The organism is Deltaproteobacteria bacterium, assembly GCA_016210005.1.
Taxonomy (GTDB): Bacteria; Desulfobacterota; Binatia; order HRBIN30; family JACQVA1; genus JACQVA1.
In genome coordinates, this window is the sequence record JACQVA010000145.1 from 21794 (window position 1) to 35955 (window position 14162).

Annotated in this window: 11 protein-coding genes; 4 read left to right on the forward strand and 7 right to left on the reverse strand. The window is 66.8% G+C overall.

Features of this window, described 5'->3' with window-relative positions:
* Window positions 1–4: 4 nt before the first annotated feature.
* Window positions 5–1102, reverse strand: a complete 1098-nt coding sequence (gene pheA / locus HY699_13935) for a prephenate dehydratase (GenBank protein MBI4516906.1) — start codon at window positions 1100–1102, stop codon at window positions 5–7.
* Window positions 1103–1440: 338 nt separating this feature from the next.
* Complete coding sequence (locus HY699_13940) at window positions 1441–2679, reverse strand: MFS transporter (GenBank protein MBI4516907.1); 1239 nt, start codon at window positions 2677–2679, stop codon at window positions 1441–1443.
* 621 nt (window positions 2680–3300) lie between these two features.
* Here HY699_13940 and HY699_13945 point away from each other — a divergent pair.
* Window positions 3301–3990 carry a TVP38/TMEM64 family protein gene (locus HY699_13945; protein ID MBI4516908.1) on the forward strand — a complete coding sequence of 230 codons (690 nt, stop codon included), beginning with the start codon at window positions 3301–3303 and terminating at the stop codon, window positions 3988–3990.
* Here the strand turns inward: HY699_13945 and HY699_13950 are convergent, their stop codons facing one another.
* Window positions 3991–4182, reverse strand: a complete 192-nt coding sequence (locus HY699_13950; GenBank protein MBI4516909.1) for a hypothetical protein — start codon at window positions 4180–4182, stop codon at window positions 3991–3993.
* A gap of 119 nt (window positions 4183–4301) precedes the next feature.
* On the opposite strand from HY699_13950, the gene HY699_13955 reads away from it, so the two are divergent.
* Both HY699_13955 and HY699_13960 read left to right on the forward strand, forming a co-directional pair.
* Window positions 4302–4943: a hypothetical protein gene (locus tag HY699_13955; protein ID MBI4516910.1), complete on the forward strand. Its 642-nt coding sequence runs from the start codon at window positions 4302–4304 to the stop codon at window positions 4941–4943.
* Between the two features lie 132 nt (window positions 4944–5075).
* Window positions 5076–7592, forward strand: a complete 2517-nt coding sequence (locus tag HY699_13960) for a DEAD/DEAH box helicase family protein (GenBank protein ID MBI4516911.1) — start codon at window positions 5076–5078, stop codon at window positions 7590–7592.
* Between the two features lie 268 nt (window positions 7593–7860).
* Here the strand turns inward: HY699_13960 and HY699_13965 are convergent, their stop codons facing one another.
* From HY699_13965 to HY699_13980, 4 genes are all read right to left on the reverse strand, one after another.
* Window positions 7861–9234 (reverse strand): adenylosuccinate lyase, encoded by a 1374-nt coding sequence (locus HY699_13965; GenBank protein ID MBI4516912.1) that lies wholly within the window; start codon window positions 9232–9234, stop codon window positions 7861–7863.
* 171 nt (window positions 9235–9405) lie between these two features.
* On the reverse strand, window positions 9406–10446 hold the full coding sequence (locus HY699_13970) for a hypothetical protein (GenBank protein ID MBI4516913.1): 1041 nt from the start codon (window positions 10444–10446) through the stop codon (window positions 9406–9408).
* Between the two features lie 370 nt (window positions 10447–10816).
* Window positions 10817–11611 (reverse strand): enoyl-CoA hydratase/isomerase family protein, encoded by a 795-nt coding sequence (locus HY699_13975; protein MBI4516914.1) that lies wholly within the window; start codon window positions 11609–11611, stop codon window positions 10817–10819.
* Window positions 11612–11682: 71 nt separating this feature from the next.
* Complete coding sequence (locus HY699_13980) at window positions 11683–13842, reverse strand: sulfatase (GenBank protein ID MBI4516915.1); 2160 nt, start codon at window positions 13840–13842, stop codon at window positions 11683–11685.
* A 164-nt stretch (window positions 13843–14006) separates the two neighbouring features.
* On the opposite strand from HY699_13980, the gene HY699_13985 reads away from it, so the two are divergent.
* Window positions 14007–14162: GIY-YIG nuclease family protein (locus HY699_13985; GenBank protein ID MBI4516916.1), on the forward strand; the 156-nt coding region annotated here is incomplete at its 3' end.

Genomic DNA, 14162 nt, shown 5'->3' on the forward strand with positions numbered 1-14162 from the left:
GTCCTCACACCGGCTGCCTGGCGGCGGCGTAGGAGCCGAGCACACGGCAGGTCAGCGCCTGCTTCTGCAGGGCACGTAAGGCGCGGGCGGCGCGGCGATCACGGGCGTGGCCCTCGAAGTCGATGAAGAAGAAGTACTCCCACGGCCGGCCGGTGAGTGGACGCGATTCGATGCTGGTCAGATTCACGCCGTTGTCGGCGAACGGCTTGAGCAGGTGGAACAATACTCCGGCCTGATGCCGCACCGAGAACACCACCGTGGTCTTGTCGTCGCCGGTGGGAGCACCGATGCCGTCGCTACCGATGACGAAGAAGCGGGTCAGATTCTCGGCCTGATCCTGGATGTGGGCGGCGATGATCTTCAAATTGTAGTGATCCGCCGCCAAGCGGCCGGCAATCGCCGCCGTCCCCGGCTCGCGCGCGGCTTCGGCTGCGGCTTTGGCGTTGCTCGACACCTCTTCGAGCGACACGGCGGGGAGATGCTCAGCCAGCCAGTGGCGGCACTGCCCGAACGACTGCGCGTGCGAGATGATGCGCTGCACCTGGTCGGCCCGGCCGCTGCGCGAGAGCAGGTAGTGGTCGATGCGCAGCAGGACTTCGGCTTTGATCGTAAGCGGTGAGGCCACGAAGCGGTCGAGCGTTTGCGCCACCACACCTTGGGTGGAGTTCTCCACCGGCACCACCCCATAATCAGCCCGCCCGTGTTCCACCTCCTCGAACACGCCCGGGATGGAGTCGGCCGGGACCAGTTCAGCCCGCGAGCCGAACTGGTGCAAGGCCGCGAGGTGGGAGAAGGTGGCTTCCGGCCCGAGGTAGGCGATGCGCAGCGGTTGCTGCAGCGTCAGGCAGCCGGAGATGATCTCGCGGAAGATGGCGCGAACACTCTCGGCCGGCAGCGGTCCTTTATTGAGCGCGTTCAGCCGCTGGTAGATGCGTTTCTCGCGCCCCGGGGCGTAGGCGCTGGCGTGCCCGCTGGCGCGCTTGCGCTCACCGATCTCTCGTGCCAGGCGCGCCCGCTCGTTGAGCAAGGCCAGGAGCTGTTCGTCGAGGCGGTCGATATGCGCTCGCAGTGCATCAAGCCCGGTGTGGCTGGTACGCGGCAAAGCCGTCTCCCGCGGGCCCTCTCCGGACGGTGACAACTGCCGGCGCCAACCGCTCCGAATACCTAATCAGGAAGTGCCCGCTCATGGATTCGCTGGAAGCGCAGGACTGCTAGCGCAGCCCTGCGCGGATTGCAAACCCTAGGAACACCTCTCCAACACGGTGACGGTTGCACCGGCTCCCGTCGGAGTTCATCGGCGCGATCCGGGCGCGATCTGAGGCGTGCCCTCACGCCGGCCGTCCGCCGCCGAGCTATCACCCCACCGGGCTGAGGGCAGCCCGGCTCCAGCTCCTCACCCCGGAGCCGAGTCTGGATCTCCGCCAATCGCGCGTTGACGGCTCAGCTCAGTGCGACTGAAGCGACATTGGCCGCGGCCGCGCTTGCCGGTGAGGCGCCGGGGCGCCGGACCAGACGCGCCAGGGCAAAGAATCCGGGCGCCGTCAGCACGAGCATGGCCGCTGAGACGACCCAGGCGGCTTGGATGCCTAGATCACGCGCGATCAGGCCGATGCACGCCAGTCCGATCCCGCCGCCGAGGGTGAAGCTCATCGCGCGCACAGAGAGAATGGTGGCCCGCTGTTCCCGCCCGATGTGATCGTTCATCCAGGCCTGAATCAGCGGCTCGCCGAAGCCGAAGCACAGCTCGAAGGCCAGCAACCCGAGCAGCGCCGGGTAGACCGAGCTGGCCAGCGCTGCCACCGCCAACATGGCGCCGCGGCACAGGGTTACCACCCCGAGCGCATGCTCGCGCGCCCATGGCGTGCTGGCCCGTGCAATCAGCGCACTGCCGGCAATGGCGGCAACGTTGATCAGCGCCCAGATCCAGCCCATCAGCCACGCGCCCTCGCCCGTCAGCTGTTGAAAACGCGGCTGCCACATCATGTGCACGGGCATGATGCCGAACGCAGCGGTCCCCGTCAGCACACACATCAGCAGCAGAGCCGGCGCTTGCCGCACGATGCGCAAGCCGGCTCGCATGGTTTGCGCCACCGAGCCCACCGGCTCCGTGGCGCGCTCCGGCCGCAGCCCGTCGCGCATCCACACCTGCGCCACCAGCGCGGTGACGGCAAAGCCAGCGGCCGCCACCGGCCATGTCAGTGCCAGGTCGTGCTCGCCCAGGTAGCCGCCCGCCAAGCCGCCGGCGATCATCAAAGTGCGGGCAATCATCTGCGCGCGCGCGAAGAAACGGTCCGCCGGCCGGCGATTGCCCTCCGCGTGCATACCGTCGACCGCCCAGGCATCGAGTGCGCCGTTGGCCAGCGTCGTGCCCAGCGCATCGCAGGCCTCGGCGATCAAACAATCGGTGAAGCTGTCGGCAAACCAGTACAACACGAACGCCCCCGCGCGGATGATGCAGCTCAGCAAGAAGGCCCGCTTGCGGCCGAAGCGATCGGCGAGCGCGCCGGTCGGCACTTCAAACAAGAACGACGTGAGCAGATAGGTTGCCAGGACGAGGTTGATCTGCAGCAGATCCAACCCGCGACTGAGCAAGAACAGCGGATACACCGGCGCGATCAGCGACCACGAGACGCAGTACAGGCCAAAGACGAGATAATAGGTACGTTCGGTTCGGGTCATGCCACATCGCGGGAGGCTCATTCGTATCCCGGGCCCGGGGCACAACACAATGCGGGCAACCTCCACGGCCGTTGAAAGCCCGCGGGCCTGGAGCCGGTTGAAGAACCGCCCATGCTTCGAGACGCGCCTGGCGGCGCTCCTCAGCGTGAGCGGTTCTTCCTTCTGCCACTACACTTTTCCGCTCGCCCTGAACTACTATGGCCGAAAGCCTTGGCGTCGCGCGCAGATTTCCCTCCGTCATTCCCGCGAAGGCGGGAATCCATCCGGAGCCCCACCGCCCTGGATGCCCGCTTAAGGAGTGCGGGCATGACGGAATACCCCCGGTCGAGCTTTGGGTTGCGGGCGCCAGCCCGCGCTAGGGAGCTGCGAAGCAGCGTCTCGAAGGGCATCGCCGTCTTTCAACGGGCTGCTAGAGCCGGCCCGCCCCACACCGCTGCCGCAATTGGCATCAGCCGGTCCGCAGCTGGCGCGAACAGGGGTATGGGGTCAGGGCACCCCGACCCTCTCCCCGCGAAGACATGCGGGGCATCGCTCTCCCGGAAGAAATGAACCAGTGTACTGAGCGGCTGCTGACTGACTTCGCGCTTGCCTCCGCGGGGCGGCATCGCTACTGAAGAGCCAGTGCCAAGTCATCGTGCTGCCACCCGTGCCGGACTGCGTTTTGCGCTCTTGATCGGCTTTGTTGTCACCACCGGCGTTGTCGCGCTGTGGCAGGCGCGTCACGGCATACCGCTGACGCCTGAAGCCGTGCGCGAGTTCATCGCTGACTGGGGCCTACTGGCGCCCCTGGTCTTCATCGCGGCTTGGGCGCTGCGGCCGCTGGTGTTCTTCCCGACCATCCTGCTGTTCGTCGGCGGTGGGCTCGCTTTCGGCGCGCTCTGGGGCACGCTCTACTCCACCATCGGCGGCACCCTGGCGGGCATGCTCACCTTCGGCATCGCGCGCGCTCTCGGCCGGGAATTCGTGCAGGCGCACATCCGCGACCGCTTCCCGCACCTGCACGAGGAGCGCTGGGGGCCCGGGCTGGTGTTCGCGCTCAATCTGGTGCCGATCGTTCCGGTCACGGCCATCAACTACGGCGCCGGGGTGTCGCGCATCGGGCTTGCACCATTCACTCTGGCGGTGCTCGCCGGCCTGACGCCGCGGGCTTTTGCTTACAGCTTCTTCGGCAGCTCGATGCTTGACGCTGGTTCTTGGGAGTTCGCGCTGGCGATCGGCTTACTGGTAATCATGGTCCTGGTACCCACCTGGCTGCGCCAGCGCTTCGTTCGCCGCGCCCGGCGCAACCGCAAGTTGAACCCAGAACGCTGACTAGCGGTGCCGCCGCCACAGCCGGCGCCAATACACGCTGAGAGCGATCGCCGCCACCGCTGCGGCCGCCGCCGGCACTACCGCCGCCGTTTGAGCGCTGTTGGCGTACTGGCGGATCTCCCAGGCGGAGTAACCGGCGAAACAGAGCACCGCGGCGGCGATGAAGATCTTGTGTGTCGTCAGCAGTGACATGGCAACGATATGCCTCCACTACGGGGGAAGCTCAGGTTGGTCAAGACACTCGCCTGCCAAAGAATGCGCTTGACGAGGCCGGGGGCCTGCCGTAGCCTTCGTGCGGCAACGGAGGCGACATGAACGCGCGACAGCTGGTGGTGACGGTGGCGTTATTGGCGGCACCCACGGTGACGGGGGCGCTCGGACCGGAGCTGCGGCGAGTGACGCCGCCAAATCGGCCCTATATCGTCGAGCTGGGCGAACCGCGCCCGATGAGTTCACAGGGGCTCGACCGCGAGCGCAAGCTCAATAGCGACCTGAATCTGTACCTCGAGTACTACGGCTGGCCCGACTACGTTGAGGTCCAGGACATCGCGCCGCAAGACCCGTGGGCAGCGTACGAGGTCCGATTGTATTACCTGCAGCGTGAGATCGAGATGGCGTTCGGGCGGGCCTTCATCGCCCCGACCATCACGGACTTCGGCGTCATCAAGTACCAGGGCCACATCGAGCCGGGCACGCGCGACCGCATTGTCGCCCTGGTCGCACCGCCGCGCGCCGAGTTCGACGAGCCCGAGCCGGTCGAGTTCAAGCCCGTTGCAGCGGCCGCGCCGGCGCCCGCGCCTGCACCTCCGAGTGACATAGAGGCACTGATCGCCCGCGTCGAAGCTGCCGCCGAGCGCGCCTCGCTGGCCGCCGAGCGCGCCGCCGCCGCCAGCGATGCCGCCACGGTGGCAGCCGACCGTGCGGCCAACATCTTCGCCAAAATCTCCGAGTAGCAGCGCCGCTGGCACACGGTGGCGAACGAGGCGGCCGGCCCGATAGTGTCCTGAAGTCGCGCTACTGCACTCCGACAGGTTAGGTCCCGCTGAGTTGGTGCGCCAGATTAGGCGACCCCGGCGCCAGCACGCATGACACGACGCGAGGAGTTGCTGGCCGCGATCGCGAATGAGGAGGCACGGCTTGCCGCCCTGCGGGCCGAGACCGCAGAGCGGACTTCTCACCTGATCGCGCTCCACGACGAAATCGCCGCACTTGCGCCCGAGCCAACGGTCATCCCGCCCCCGGCGGCCGCGCTATTGCCGGCGGTGCCGACAACGAACCCGGCGAAGCTCGCCCTCTTTCGCACGCTTTTCCGAGGCCGCGAGGACGTCTTCCCTCGCCGCTGGGAGAACGCCAGGAGTGGCAAGTCCGGCTACTCACCCGCGTGCGCCAATGAATGGGAGTACGGCGTTTGCGAGAAGAAGGCGGCGGGCCGCCGCGTCACTTGCCGTGAGTGTACGAATCAAGCCTTCACCCCGGTCTCCGACGCAGAGGTCGCCAAGCACTTGCGCGGCGACCAGGTCATCGGCGTATATCCGCTTCTCCCCAACGAGACCTGCTGGTTTCTGGCCGCCGACTTCGACAAGAAGACGTGGCGGGATGACATCGCGGCGTTCGTGGAAACGTGCCACGCCCACGGCGTACCCGTGGCGGTCGAGCGCTCGCGTTCGGGGAACGGCGCCCACGCGTGGTTCTTCTTCGCCTCGCCGGTGCCGGCGGTCGCAGCGCGCAAGTTCGGCTGCTTCCTCATCACCGAGACCATGGCAGGCAGGCATCAGCTCTCGCTGGAGTCCTACGACCGGCTCTTCCCCAATCAAGACACCATGCCCAAGGGCGGCTTCGGCAACCTCATTGCGCTGCCGCTCCAGCGGCCCGCGCGCGACCAAGGCAACTCGGTCTTCGTTGACGGCTCGTTCACCCCCTGGCCCGACCAGTGGGCCTTCTTGGCCAGCATCAGACGGCTAGCCCCGGCCTTCGTGCACACTCTGGCCGAGGAAGCCAGCCGCCGCGGTCTAGTAATCGGCGTCCGTATGGGCGACACGCTTGACGAAGACGGCCGAACACCGTGGGCCCGGCCACCCTCAGGTCGCCCGCATAAGACCGTGATCAGCGAGCCGTTGCCACCGAAGGTGAAGGCGATTCTCTGCCAACGCCTCTTCATCGAGAAGGCAGGCCTTCCATCGCCGCTGCTCAACCAGCTCAAACGGTTGGCCGCCTTCCAGAACCCGGAGTTCTACAAGAAGCAGAACCTGCGACTGGCGACCGCGCTGACACCCCGGGTCATTGCCTGCGCCGAGGAGCTTGCGGAGCACATCGCCCTTCCGCGCGGCTGCCTGGCCGCGGCAGAGCCGCTCTTGCATGAATACGGCGTCACCCTCGATGTTGACGACAAACGGGAAGACGGCATCGCAACCGAGTTCTCGTTTCACGGCAGCCTGACGCCGCTCCAAGAGCAGGCCGTGAGCGCCCTGCTCGCGCACGACACCGGCGTGTTAGTCGCACCGCCGGGCATCGGGAAGACCGTGATCGGCACGTATCTCATCGCGGCTCGCGGCAGAAGCACGCTGATTCTCGTTCACCGCAAGCCGTTGCTCGACCAGTGGATCGGCCAACTCGCGCTCTTCCTCGGCATTGAGCCCAAGGACATCGGTCAGATCGGGGCGGGCAAGTGGAAGCCGAACGGCCGCCTCGATGTCGCGATGGTGCAGAGTCTGGTGCGCAGGGGGGCGGTCGCGGACCTAGTAGCCGGCTACGGCCAAGTCATCCAAGACGAGGCCCACCACGCGCCGGCGGTGAGCTTCGAGCGCGTGCTCGCGGAAGTGAAGGCCCGCTACGTGGTCGGTCTCACGGCCACTCCCCAGCGTCGCGACGGACATGACCCGATCCTCCCCATGCAACTCGGCCCCGTGCGGTTCGCGGTCGACGCAAAGAGTCGGGCCGCTCAGCGTCCGTTCGATCACAAGCTGATCGTGCGCGAGACCGGCTTCGTCGCCACCGATCTCGGCAGCAACGCCGGCATTCAGGAATTCTACGCGGCGCTGGCGGCCGACCAGCGGCGTAACGATCTCATCTTCGATGATGTCGTGCGTGCGCTCGAGGAAAAGCGCTCGCCGGTCCTGCTGACCGAGCGGCGGGATCACCTCGAGCACTTCGCCGAACGGCTACGGAACTTCACGCGTAACCTGGTCGTGCTCCACGGCGGCATGAAGCCCAAGGATCGAAGGAGCGCGCTCGCACAGCTCGCCGCAATTACCGGCGGCGAAGAGCGTCTGCTGATAGCCACAGGCCGGTACATCGGCGAGGGCTTCGATGATGCGCGGCTCGACACCTTGTTTCTGGCGCTGCCGGTGTCGTGGAAGGGCACACTGATTCAGTACACCGGCCGGCTGCACCGCCTGCACCCGGGCAAGACCGAGGTCCGGATCTACGACTATGTCGACCGCGCCGTGCCGATGCTGATGAAGATGTTTCAGAGGCGGTTGCGTGGCTACCGGGCAATCGGCTACGCCCGGGGCGAGGCACCGCTTGGTTTACAGGAGGTCGAGGGCGAGGCGGTCGTGGAGTATGACGAGGCGGCCGTGCGTCATTTCGAGGAGGAGACGTAGGGACCACCGGGGATAGAGCTGTAAGGCCGGCGCCTTGCGCAAGCCATCAGCCAGGTCAGGCGCAACCGCAAGCGCAAGGATCATCCTATGAGTCGTGTCCGAGGAGGAAGGTGCGACTGGGTCGAAGGCGAAGGCTATCTCTTGTCAACTTCGAGGTTCAACAACCGATCATTTGCTCGCCGTTCGACGGGTAGGAGCATTGACGCATCGTCGAGGGCGAGGAGCCGTTCACTTCCTCCCGTGGATCGAAGATCGCCGCTGCCCACTGTCAGAGGATCTCCCGCGGTACGTACGTCTTGGCCTCAGGAATCTGCTCACTCAGTGTCTCGACCGCGGCGACGAAGGTGTCGGCTTGTTCGCGGGCGGCACCGACGAAGGCGTTCTCGGCTGCGAGTAGCGTGTTTAACTCCACCCGGCTCAGACCGATGCGCGCATCGGCGGCTAAACGGTCGAGCAAATCGTTGACCGGAGAGCCCGCGCGCAGTGCGCGAGCGGCGGCTTGGGCGTGCTCCTGGATGGCCGCGTGTGCGCTCTCACGACCGGCGCCGCGGCGCACGGCCTCCATCAGAATGGTGGTGGTGGCGAGAAACGGCAGGTGGCGCTGGCGCTCGGCCGCTATGACTCCGGGAAAGATCGCGAGTTCGTCGAGTATCGTCAGGAACGTCTCCAGCAGTCCGTCGGTTGCCAGCATCGCGCCCGGCAACGCCACCCGGCGGACCACCGAGCACGAGACGTCACCCTCGTTCCACTGATCGCCCGCCAGCCCCATCACCATGTTCACGTAACCACGCAGAACAACGTGCAAGCCGTTGAGCCGCTCGCAGCTGCGCGCGTTCATCTTGTGCGGCATCGCCGACGAGCCCACTTGCCCTTCCTTGAATCCCTCCGAGGCCAACTCCGCGCCGCTCATCAAGCGCCAGGTCTTGGCGAAGCTGCTCGGACCGGCGCCGAGCTGATAGAGCGCGCTGACCACCTCGAAGTCGAGGCTGCGCGGATACACCTGACCGCTAGCGCCGAGAACATGCGTAAAGCCAAGGTGCCGGACGATGGCGGCTTCGAGCGCGGCGACTTTGGCCGGGTCGCCGTTGAACAGCGTGAGCTGATCGAGCTGGGTTCCGACTGGTCCTTTCAGCCCGCGCAAGGGATAGCGCGCGCACACGGCCTCGAGCTGGCGCAACGCGCACAGCATCTCCTCGCCGAACATCGCCAGCCGGCGGCCCACGGTCGTCGGCTGCGCCGCGACGTTATGGCTGCGGCCGGTAAGCACGACCTCGCGGAATTCCTGCACTCGGCGAGACAGCCGCCGCAGACAGGCTGCATATTTGGTGCGCAGCAGCTCCAGCGCGCGCCGGATCTGTAACTGCTCGACGTTCTCCGTCAGGTCGCGGCTGGTCAGGCCCTTGTGGATGTGCTCGTGCCCGGCCAGGGCACAGAACTCCTCGATGCGGGCTTTGACGTCGTGGCGCGTGACGCGCTCGCGGGCGCGGATGCTGGCGAGATACACCTGGCCTTTGACGCGCTCGTAGGCCGCGATTGCCGCTGCCGGAATATCCAAGCCTAGCTCGCGCTGGGCGCGCATGACGGCGATCCAGAACTCACGCTCGAGGATGATCTTGCCCGCTGCCGACCACAGCGCCGCCATCGCCGGGCCGGCATAGCGCTCGGCCAACACATCGGTCGGGGCTTCATTCGACACGCGCGTTGTACCCCCTGCAATCACGGCCGGAGTATCGCCAGGTCTGCCCGGCAGCGCAAGCCCGCCGAGTGCCGGCTCGGCCCGCGTGCCCGTAGCGGGCCATCCGCCCCGGCCGCCTCACACGTGCCAGACGCGGGCGTAGATCTGTTCGGAGCCGTAAGCGCCGGAGTTGTAATAGATCCGTGCCCGCTCGTCGGGCAGCACAAACAGGTAGTGTCGCCAGAAGTTGTGGCCTTCCCCATGTTGTTTGGCGACCTGCGGGAGCTGGGCGGGCAGCTCGATCGGACTGTGCTTGAGATCGAATTTCCAGCCTGCAACCGGAAACTCATCATCGCAACGAGCCCAGCCGCCAACGCTGGGGTCGGGCTCGCCATGCCCCTCGTACACCGGGGTAGCAGAGCCGTTGACGAGTGCTACCCACTGGTGGTTGGCGGTGGGCAGAAGTTGCAGGCCGCCGATCCAACCATTGCACCAGTGTCGGGCATGGCTGCCGGGGCGCAGAATCGGCCCGAGCTTCTCCGCCTTCGCAGCGCCGGGGTCAAGCACAGCCGCCGCCTGACACGGGCCCAGCGGCGAGATCGGCTGGTCTGCTTGCGGCTCAGCCGGGTAGGCCATGTAGTAGAGCAGAATCCGGCCGCGGTCGGCGAACCAGTACGCGGTGGGCGCGTCTGCCCCCCGAGCATCAAAGGCGCCGGCCGTGCCGTTGGGCACAACCGGCTCGGCGTCGGTGTGCCAGGGCCCGGCGAGATGGCGCGCGCGCGCGCGCCCGACGATCTTGGCCCCGGCCTGAAACGCGGCGAAGAAGCCGACGTACTCCGTGCCCAGGCGCACGGCTTGGCCCGGCCGGCGCGGATCCATCAGAATCCAAAACTTATGGGCGTTCTCCGCCAGCGGACCCAGCAGCGGCAGGCGGCCGGTCTTGATCCAGTCACCGCTGTCCACGCGTGACGGCGTGCGGGCGACCGCCACGCCGGTGCCGACGAAGCTCTCGCCCAATGCGAAGTAGAACATACGCCAGTTGCCGAGGTCTTCATCCCAGACAATACAGGGATCGCCGACAATGCCGCTGTCAAACGCTCCGGCCGGCCCGCGCGGCAAAATCACCGGACCGAGGTGCCGCCAGCGTGCACCGCCGGCGACCAAGTTGGCGCAATTCACTGCAAGCCCTCCAACAACACTATTCCACGGTTCGAAGCAGGACGCCCGCGGGCTGCGGCAATACTAGTTACTATCCATGATATGTAGATGACAGATGCGATTGGCACTCGTATCATTACCACAAGACTTGACAACCTGGCAGTGGCTGCGAATCGCTGCTCGCTTCCTAAAGCGGGCCCGCCGCGCCACGGCTCCCGCGCTATCCGTGGCTTCACCCATAGCGCAGCCCCGCGCGGCTGCGCAAGCGAATTCCTGGTCACGATGACGGGGGCTGCCTGCCGGCACATGCTATGTCGTTTGTGCCGGGCAGTGCTCCGACTGCACGGCATGGACTCGACTCTGGCGCCGGCGGCTGTCCGGTGTCCTGTGGTCATGAGCCCGCAAACCGCGGCCGGCGCTTGGCGAGGAAGGCAGCCACGCCCTCTTGGTAGTCGGCGCTGTTGAAGCAACGCGCCATCGCCGCGCGCACAGCGGCCCGGTCCTGTTGCCCCGCCGGCTTTAGCAGCTCGTGTATCGCCAGCTTATGCGCCGCTAGCGTCAGCGGCGCGTTGTCGGCCATGCGCAGGGCGTAGTCGCGCGTCCAAGCCTCGATCTCATTACGGGCGACAATCTGGTTGACCAACCCGACGCCGAGGGCCTCGCCGGCATCGAGTGTACGAGCTGACAGCAGAATCTCGGCGGCGGCGCCGGGGCCGACCACCTGCAACAGGCGCGCGATGGCTTCCAGCGGATAAGCCAGCCCCAGCCGTGCGGCCGGAACGGCAAAACGGGCGTGCTCGGCGGCAAAGCGCAGATCGCATGCCACCGCCACCGAGCAGCCGCCGCCGAAGCAGAGGCCGTTGATCATGGCGATCACCGGCTGCGGTAGCGCGGCAATGGCCAGCCAGGCGGCGGCCGTGACCTGATCGTACTGCGCCGTCATCGCGGCATCGGCGCGAATGGCCGGAAACTCCGAGATGTCGGCGCCGGAAATGAAGGCCTCGTCACCCGCCCCGCGTATGATCACAACCCGGATGGCGGGATCGGACCCGAGCGCCGGCAGCTGCTCGGCCAGCCCCTGCCAGACCGCCCGCGTCATCGCGTTGCGCGCTTGCGGCCGGTTGATGATTACCCACGCCAGCGGCGGCTCCCGCTGCACCAACAATTCATCGTTCGCTGTTGCCACGCGCACCTCGAAGCAACCCGCTTCTAGCGACGGGCCCAGGCCTTTGCAACGGACCGGATGGCCGCGGCGAGCTACTGCGCCGGCGGCACCTCGTAGCCCAAGGCGCGCAACCGCTGGCGCGTCTGCTCGTCGAGCTCCACCGCGCCCGCCGCGCTTGCCGGCCCCGCGGCGGCCTGCAGCTGTTGGCGTACGGCTTGGGATTCGAGATCGTGCGCGCGCATTACCTTGAGTGCTTGCTGCGCTGCCGGAGCGCCGTCGATGGTCGTGACCGGCGCGCTTTCACCGGCATCGGCACCCAAGCGGTAGAACTCGAAGCGCGGCCCGCCGCCCTTGGTGGTCCGGATCAACTTGTCGCCCTGGGCCCGGACCGCCCGCAGATGATCGCCGATCTCCCCGACTATCGGCCGGGGCTCGCCGCCGTCGCTCCCCAGCATCAGGTTGCCGACGGAGCGTCCTTGTACCGGCTCGGGCGGCGCCAGCCGCAACAAGTCGAGAATCGTCGGGCCGAGATCGATCAGACTGACCGGTGTGGCCACTCTGCGGCCGGCGGCAATCACCCCCGGGCACGAGAAGATCAACGGCACGCGCAGCGCCGGCTCGTAGAGCGTTTGCCCGTGGCCGAACACGCCGTGCTCGTAAAATTCCTCGCCATGATCCGATGTAACTACTAGTAATGTCCGCCGGGTCAGGTTCAACTCAGCGAGCGTGCGCACAAAACCGCCCAGCGCCTCGTCGGTATAGGCAATGGCAGCGTCGTAGTTGGCGACGAAGCCGTTGGCGTCGGTGATCGGCGGCTGGGCCTGATCGCCGACGAAGCTCTGGCGCAAGCGCTCGTAGTCGGCGCCGGGGGCGTTGCGCTGGTGGATCTGGTAGGTGTGCAGGAACAGAAAAAAGCGCTCGTGGCGACGGCGCCGCAGCCACTCGGCCCCGGTTTCGAACACTGCTTTCGCCTCGCCGGTGATGACGCGGGCCACCGGCTGCCCGTCGATAGGATGCGCCCCGCCCGGTGCGAATTCACCGGCGTTCCGCGCCGCCCGAAACTCGCGGTAGTCATCGAAGCCGCGGGCAAAACCGGCGCTCGTCAGCAACATGCCATCCTCGGTCACCGCAGCGGTGACGAAGCCGGCGCGGCGCAAGACCTCGGCCAGCGTCGGAATCCGCGCCGGCAACAGCCGCGGGCCCCACACGCTCACGCCGATTCCGTGTACTGACGGGTACAGCCCCGTAAACATGGTCATGTGCGAGGCCGAGGTCTCCGGCCAGACCGCGGCAGCCTGCTCGAACAGCGTGCCGCCGGCGGCTATCCGGTCGAGAGTTGGGCTAACCCGGCGGCGATAGCCGTAGGCACCCAGGTGATCGGCCCGCAGCGTGTCGAGTGAGATTAGGATCACGTTAAGTGAAGGGACCGGCGCGGCAGCAGCGGGCGGCGCCAGCAGCACCGGCGCGCTGATCACCACCCTCGGGGCCATCTTGTTCCGCGACGGCGGGCGCGACGAGGGCGCTGCTTCCGCGGCGGCCTCAAACCTAACCCGCACGCGCTGCCCGGCGTACTCTGCCAGTGATAGTGCAACATCATGCCAGCGGCGCTCTTCCGCAGCCGCGGGCGGTTCGACCGCACGCTCATCGATCGTGAACTCACCCGCCGTCGTCTGAACCGTCACACGGATGCTTCCATGAATCGGCTCATCGTCGGGCATCACTGCCAAGCCGAATCGCAACTGGGCCTTTGCCGGCACCGCCACCTCGGCCGTCACGACATCCATCTCGACGGGGGGCGCCCAGCCCGTGACCGCCACTGCCATCGTCTGGCCGACGTCACCAGCGCCGAACTCTACCGCCACCCGGCGGTTAGCCACGCTGCCCTGTAACGATGCCTTGCGCGGTTGCCACGGCCCATCACCGCTGCGCACGGCGGCGGCCACTGCCGGCCACAAGACCTCGACGCGGTTGAGATCAGGTGCGCGAAACTCCTGCGCGCCCGGCTCGCTAATCGTGGTCGCGTCCACGTGGGCGAGGGTCTGCGGTTGCGTGACCAGCGGGCGGATTTCGCTGGCGACTGAAACGGTCAGCAATCCCGCGGTCGATATAGCTCCGCTCTCGGCCGCGGGTCCGAGCAACTCGTTGAAGCGATGATTCACATGCAGGACGGCAGGCTCTGAGCGGCACCCGCCGCCCATCACGGCCGCCAGGCAGAGCACGGCCGAGAAGAGCGCGCGACGAGCCGGCTTCATTGGTCTGCTTGTGGAAGCAACCCGGCGACAAGTCAAGCCACACCGCCAACGGGCGTGGTCCCGGCGCGGCGCCGGAGGGTGCGCGGCAAATTTGTGGGTAACGTGGTTCGGTGTTATGGCCGTCATTCCCGCGAAAGCGGGAATCCAATTTGGCGTTTGGCGCTATGGACAAGCAGTTCTGCGTTTGCATCCTGGCCAGCAAACGGAACGGCACGCTGTACATTGGGGTGACCTCACAGCTGGCAACGCGGGTGTGGCAGCATAAGAGCAAGGTAGTGGAGGGTTTTTCGGCCAAGTACGGCGTTGACAAGCTGGTCTAC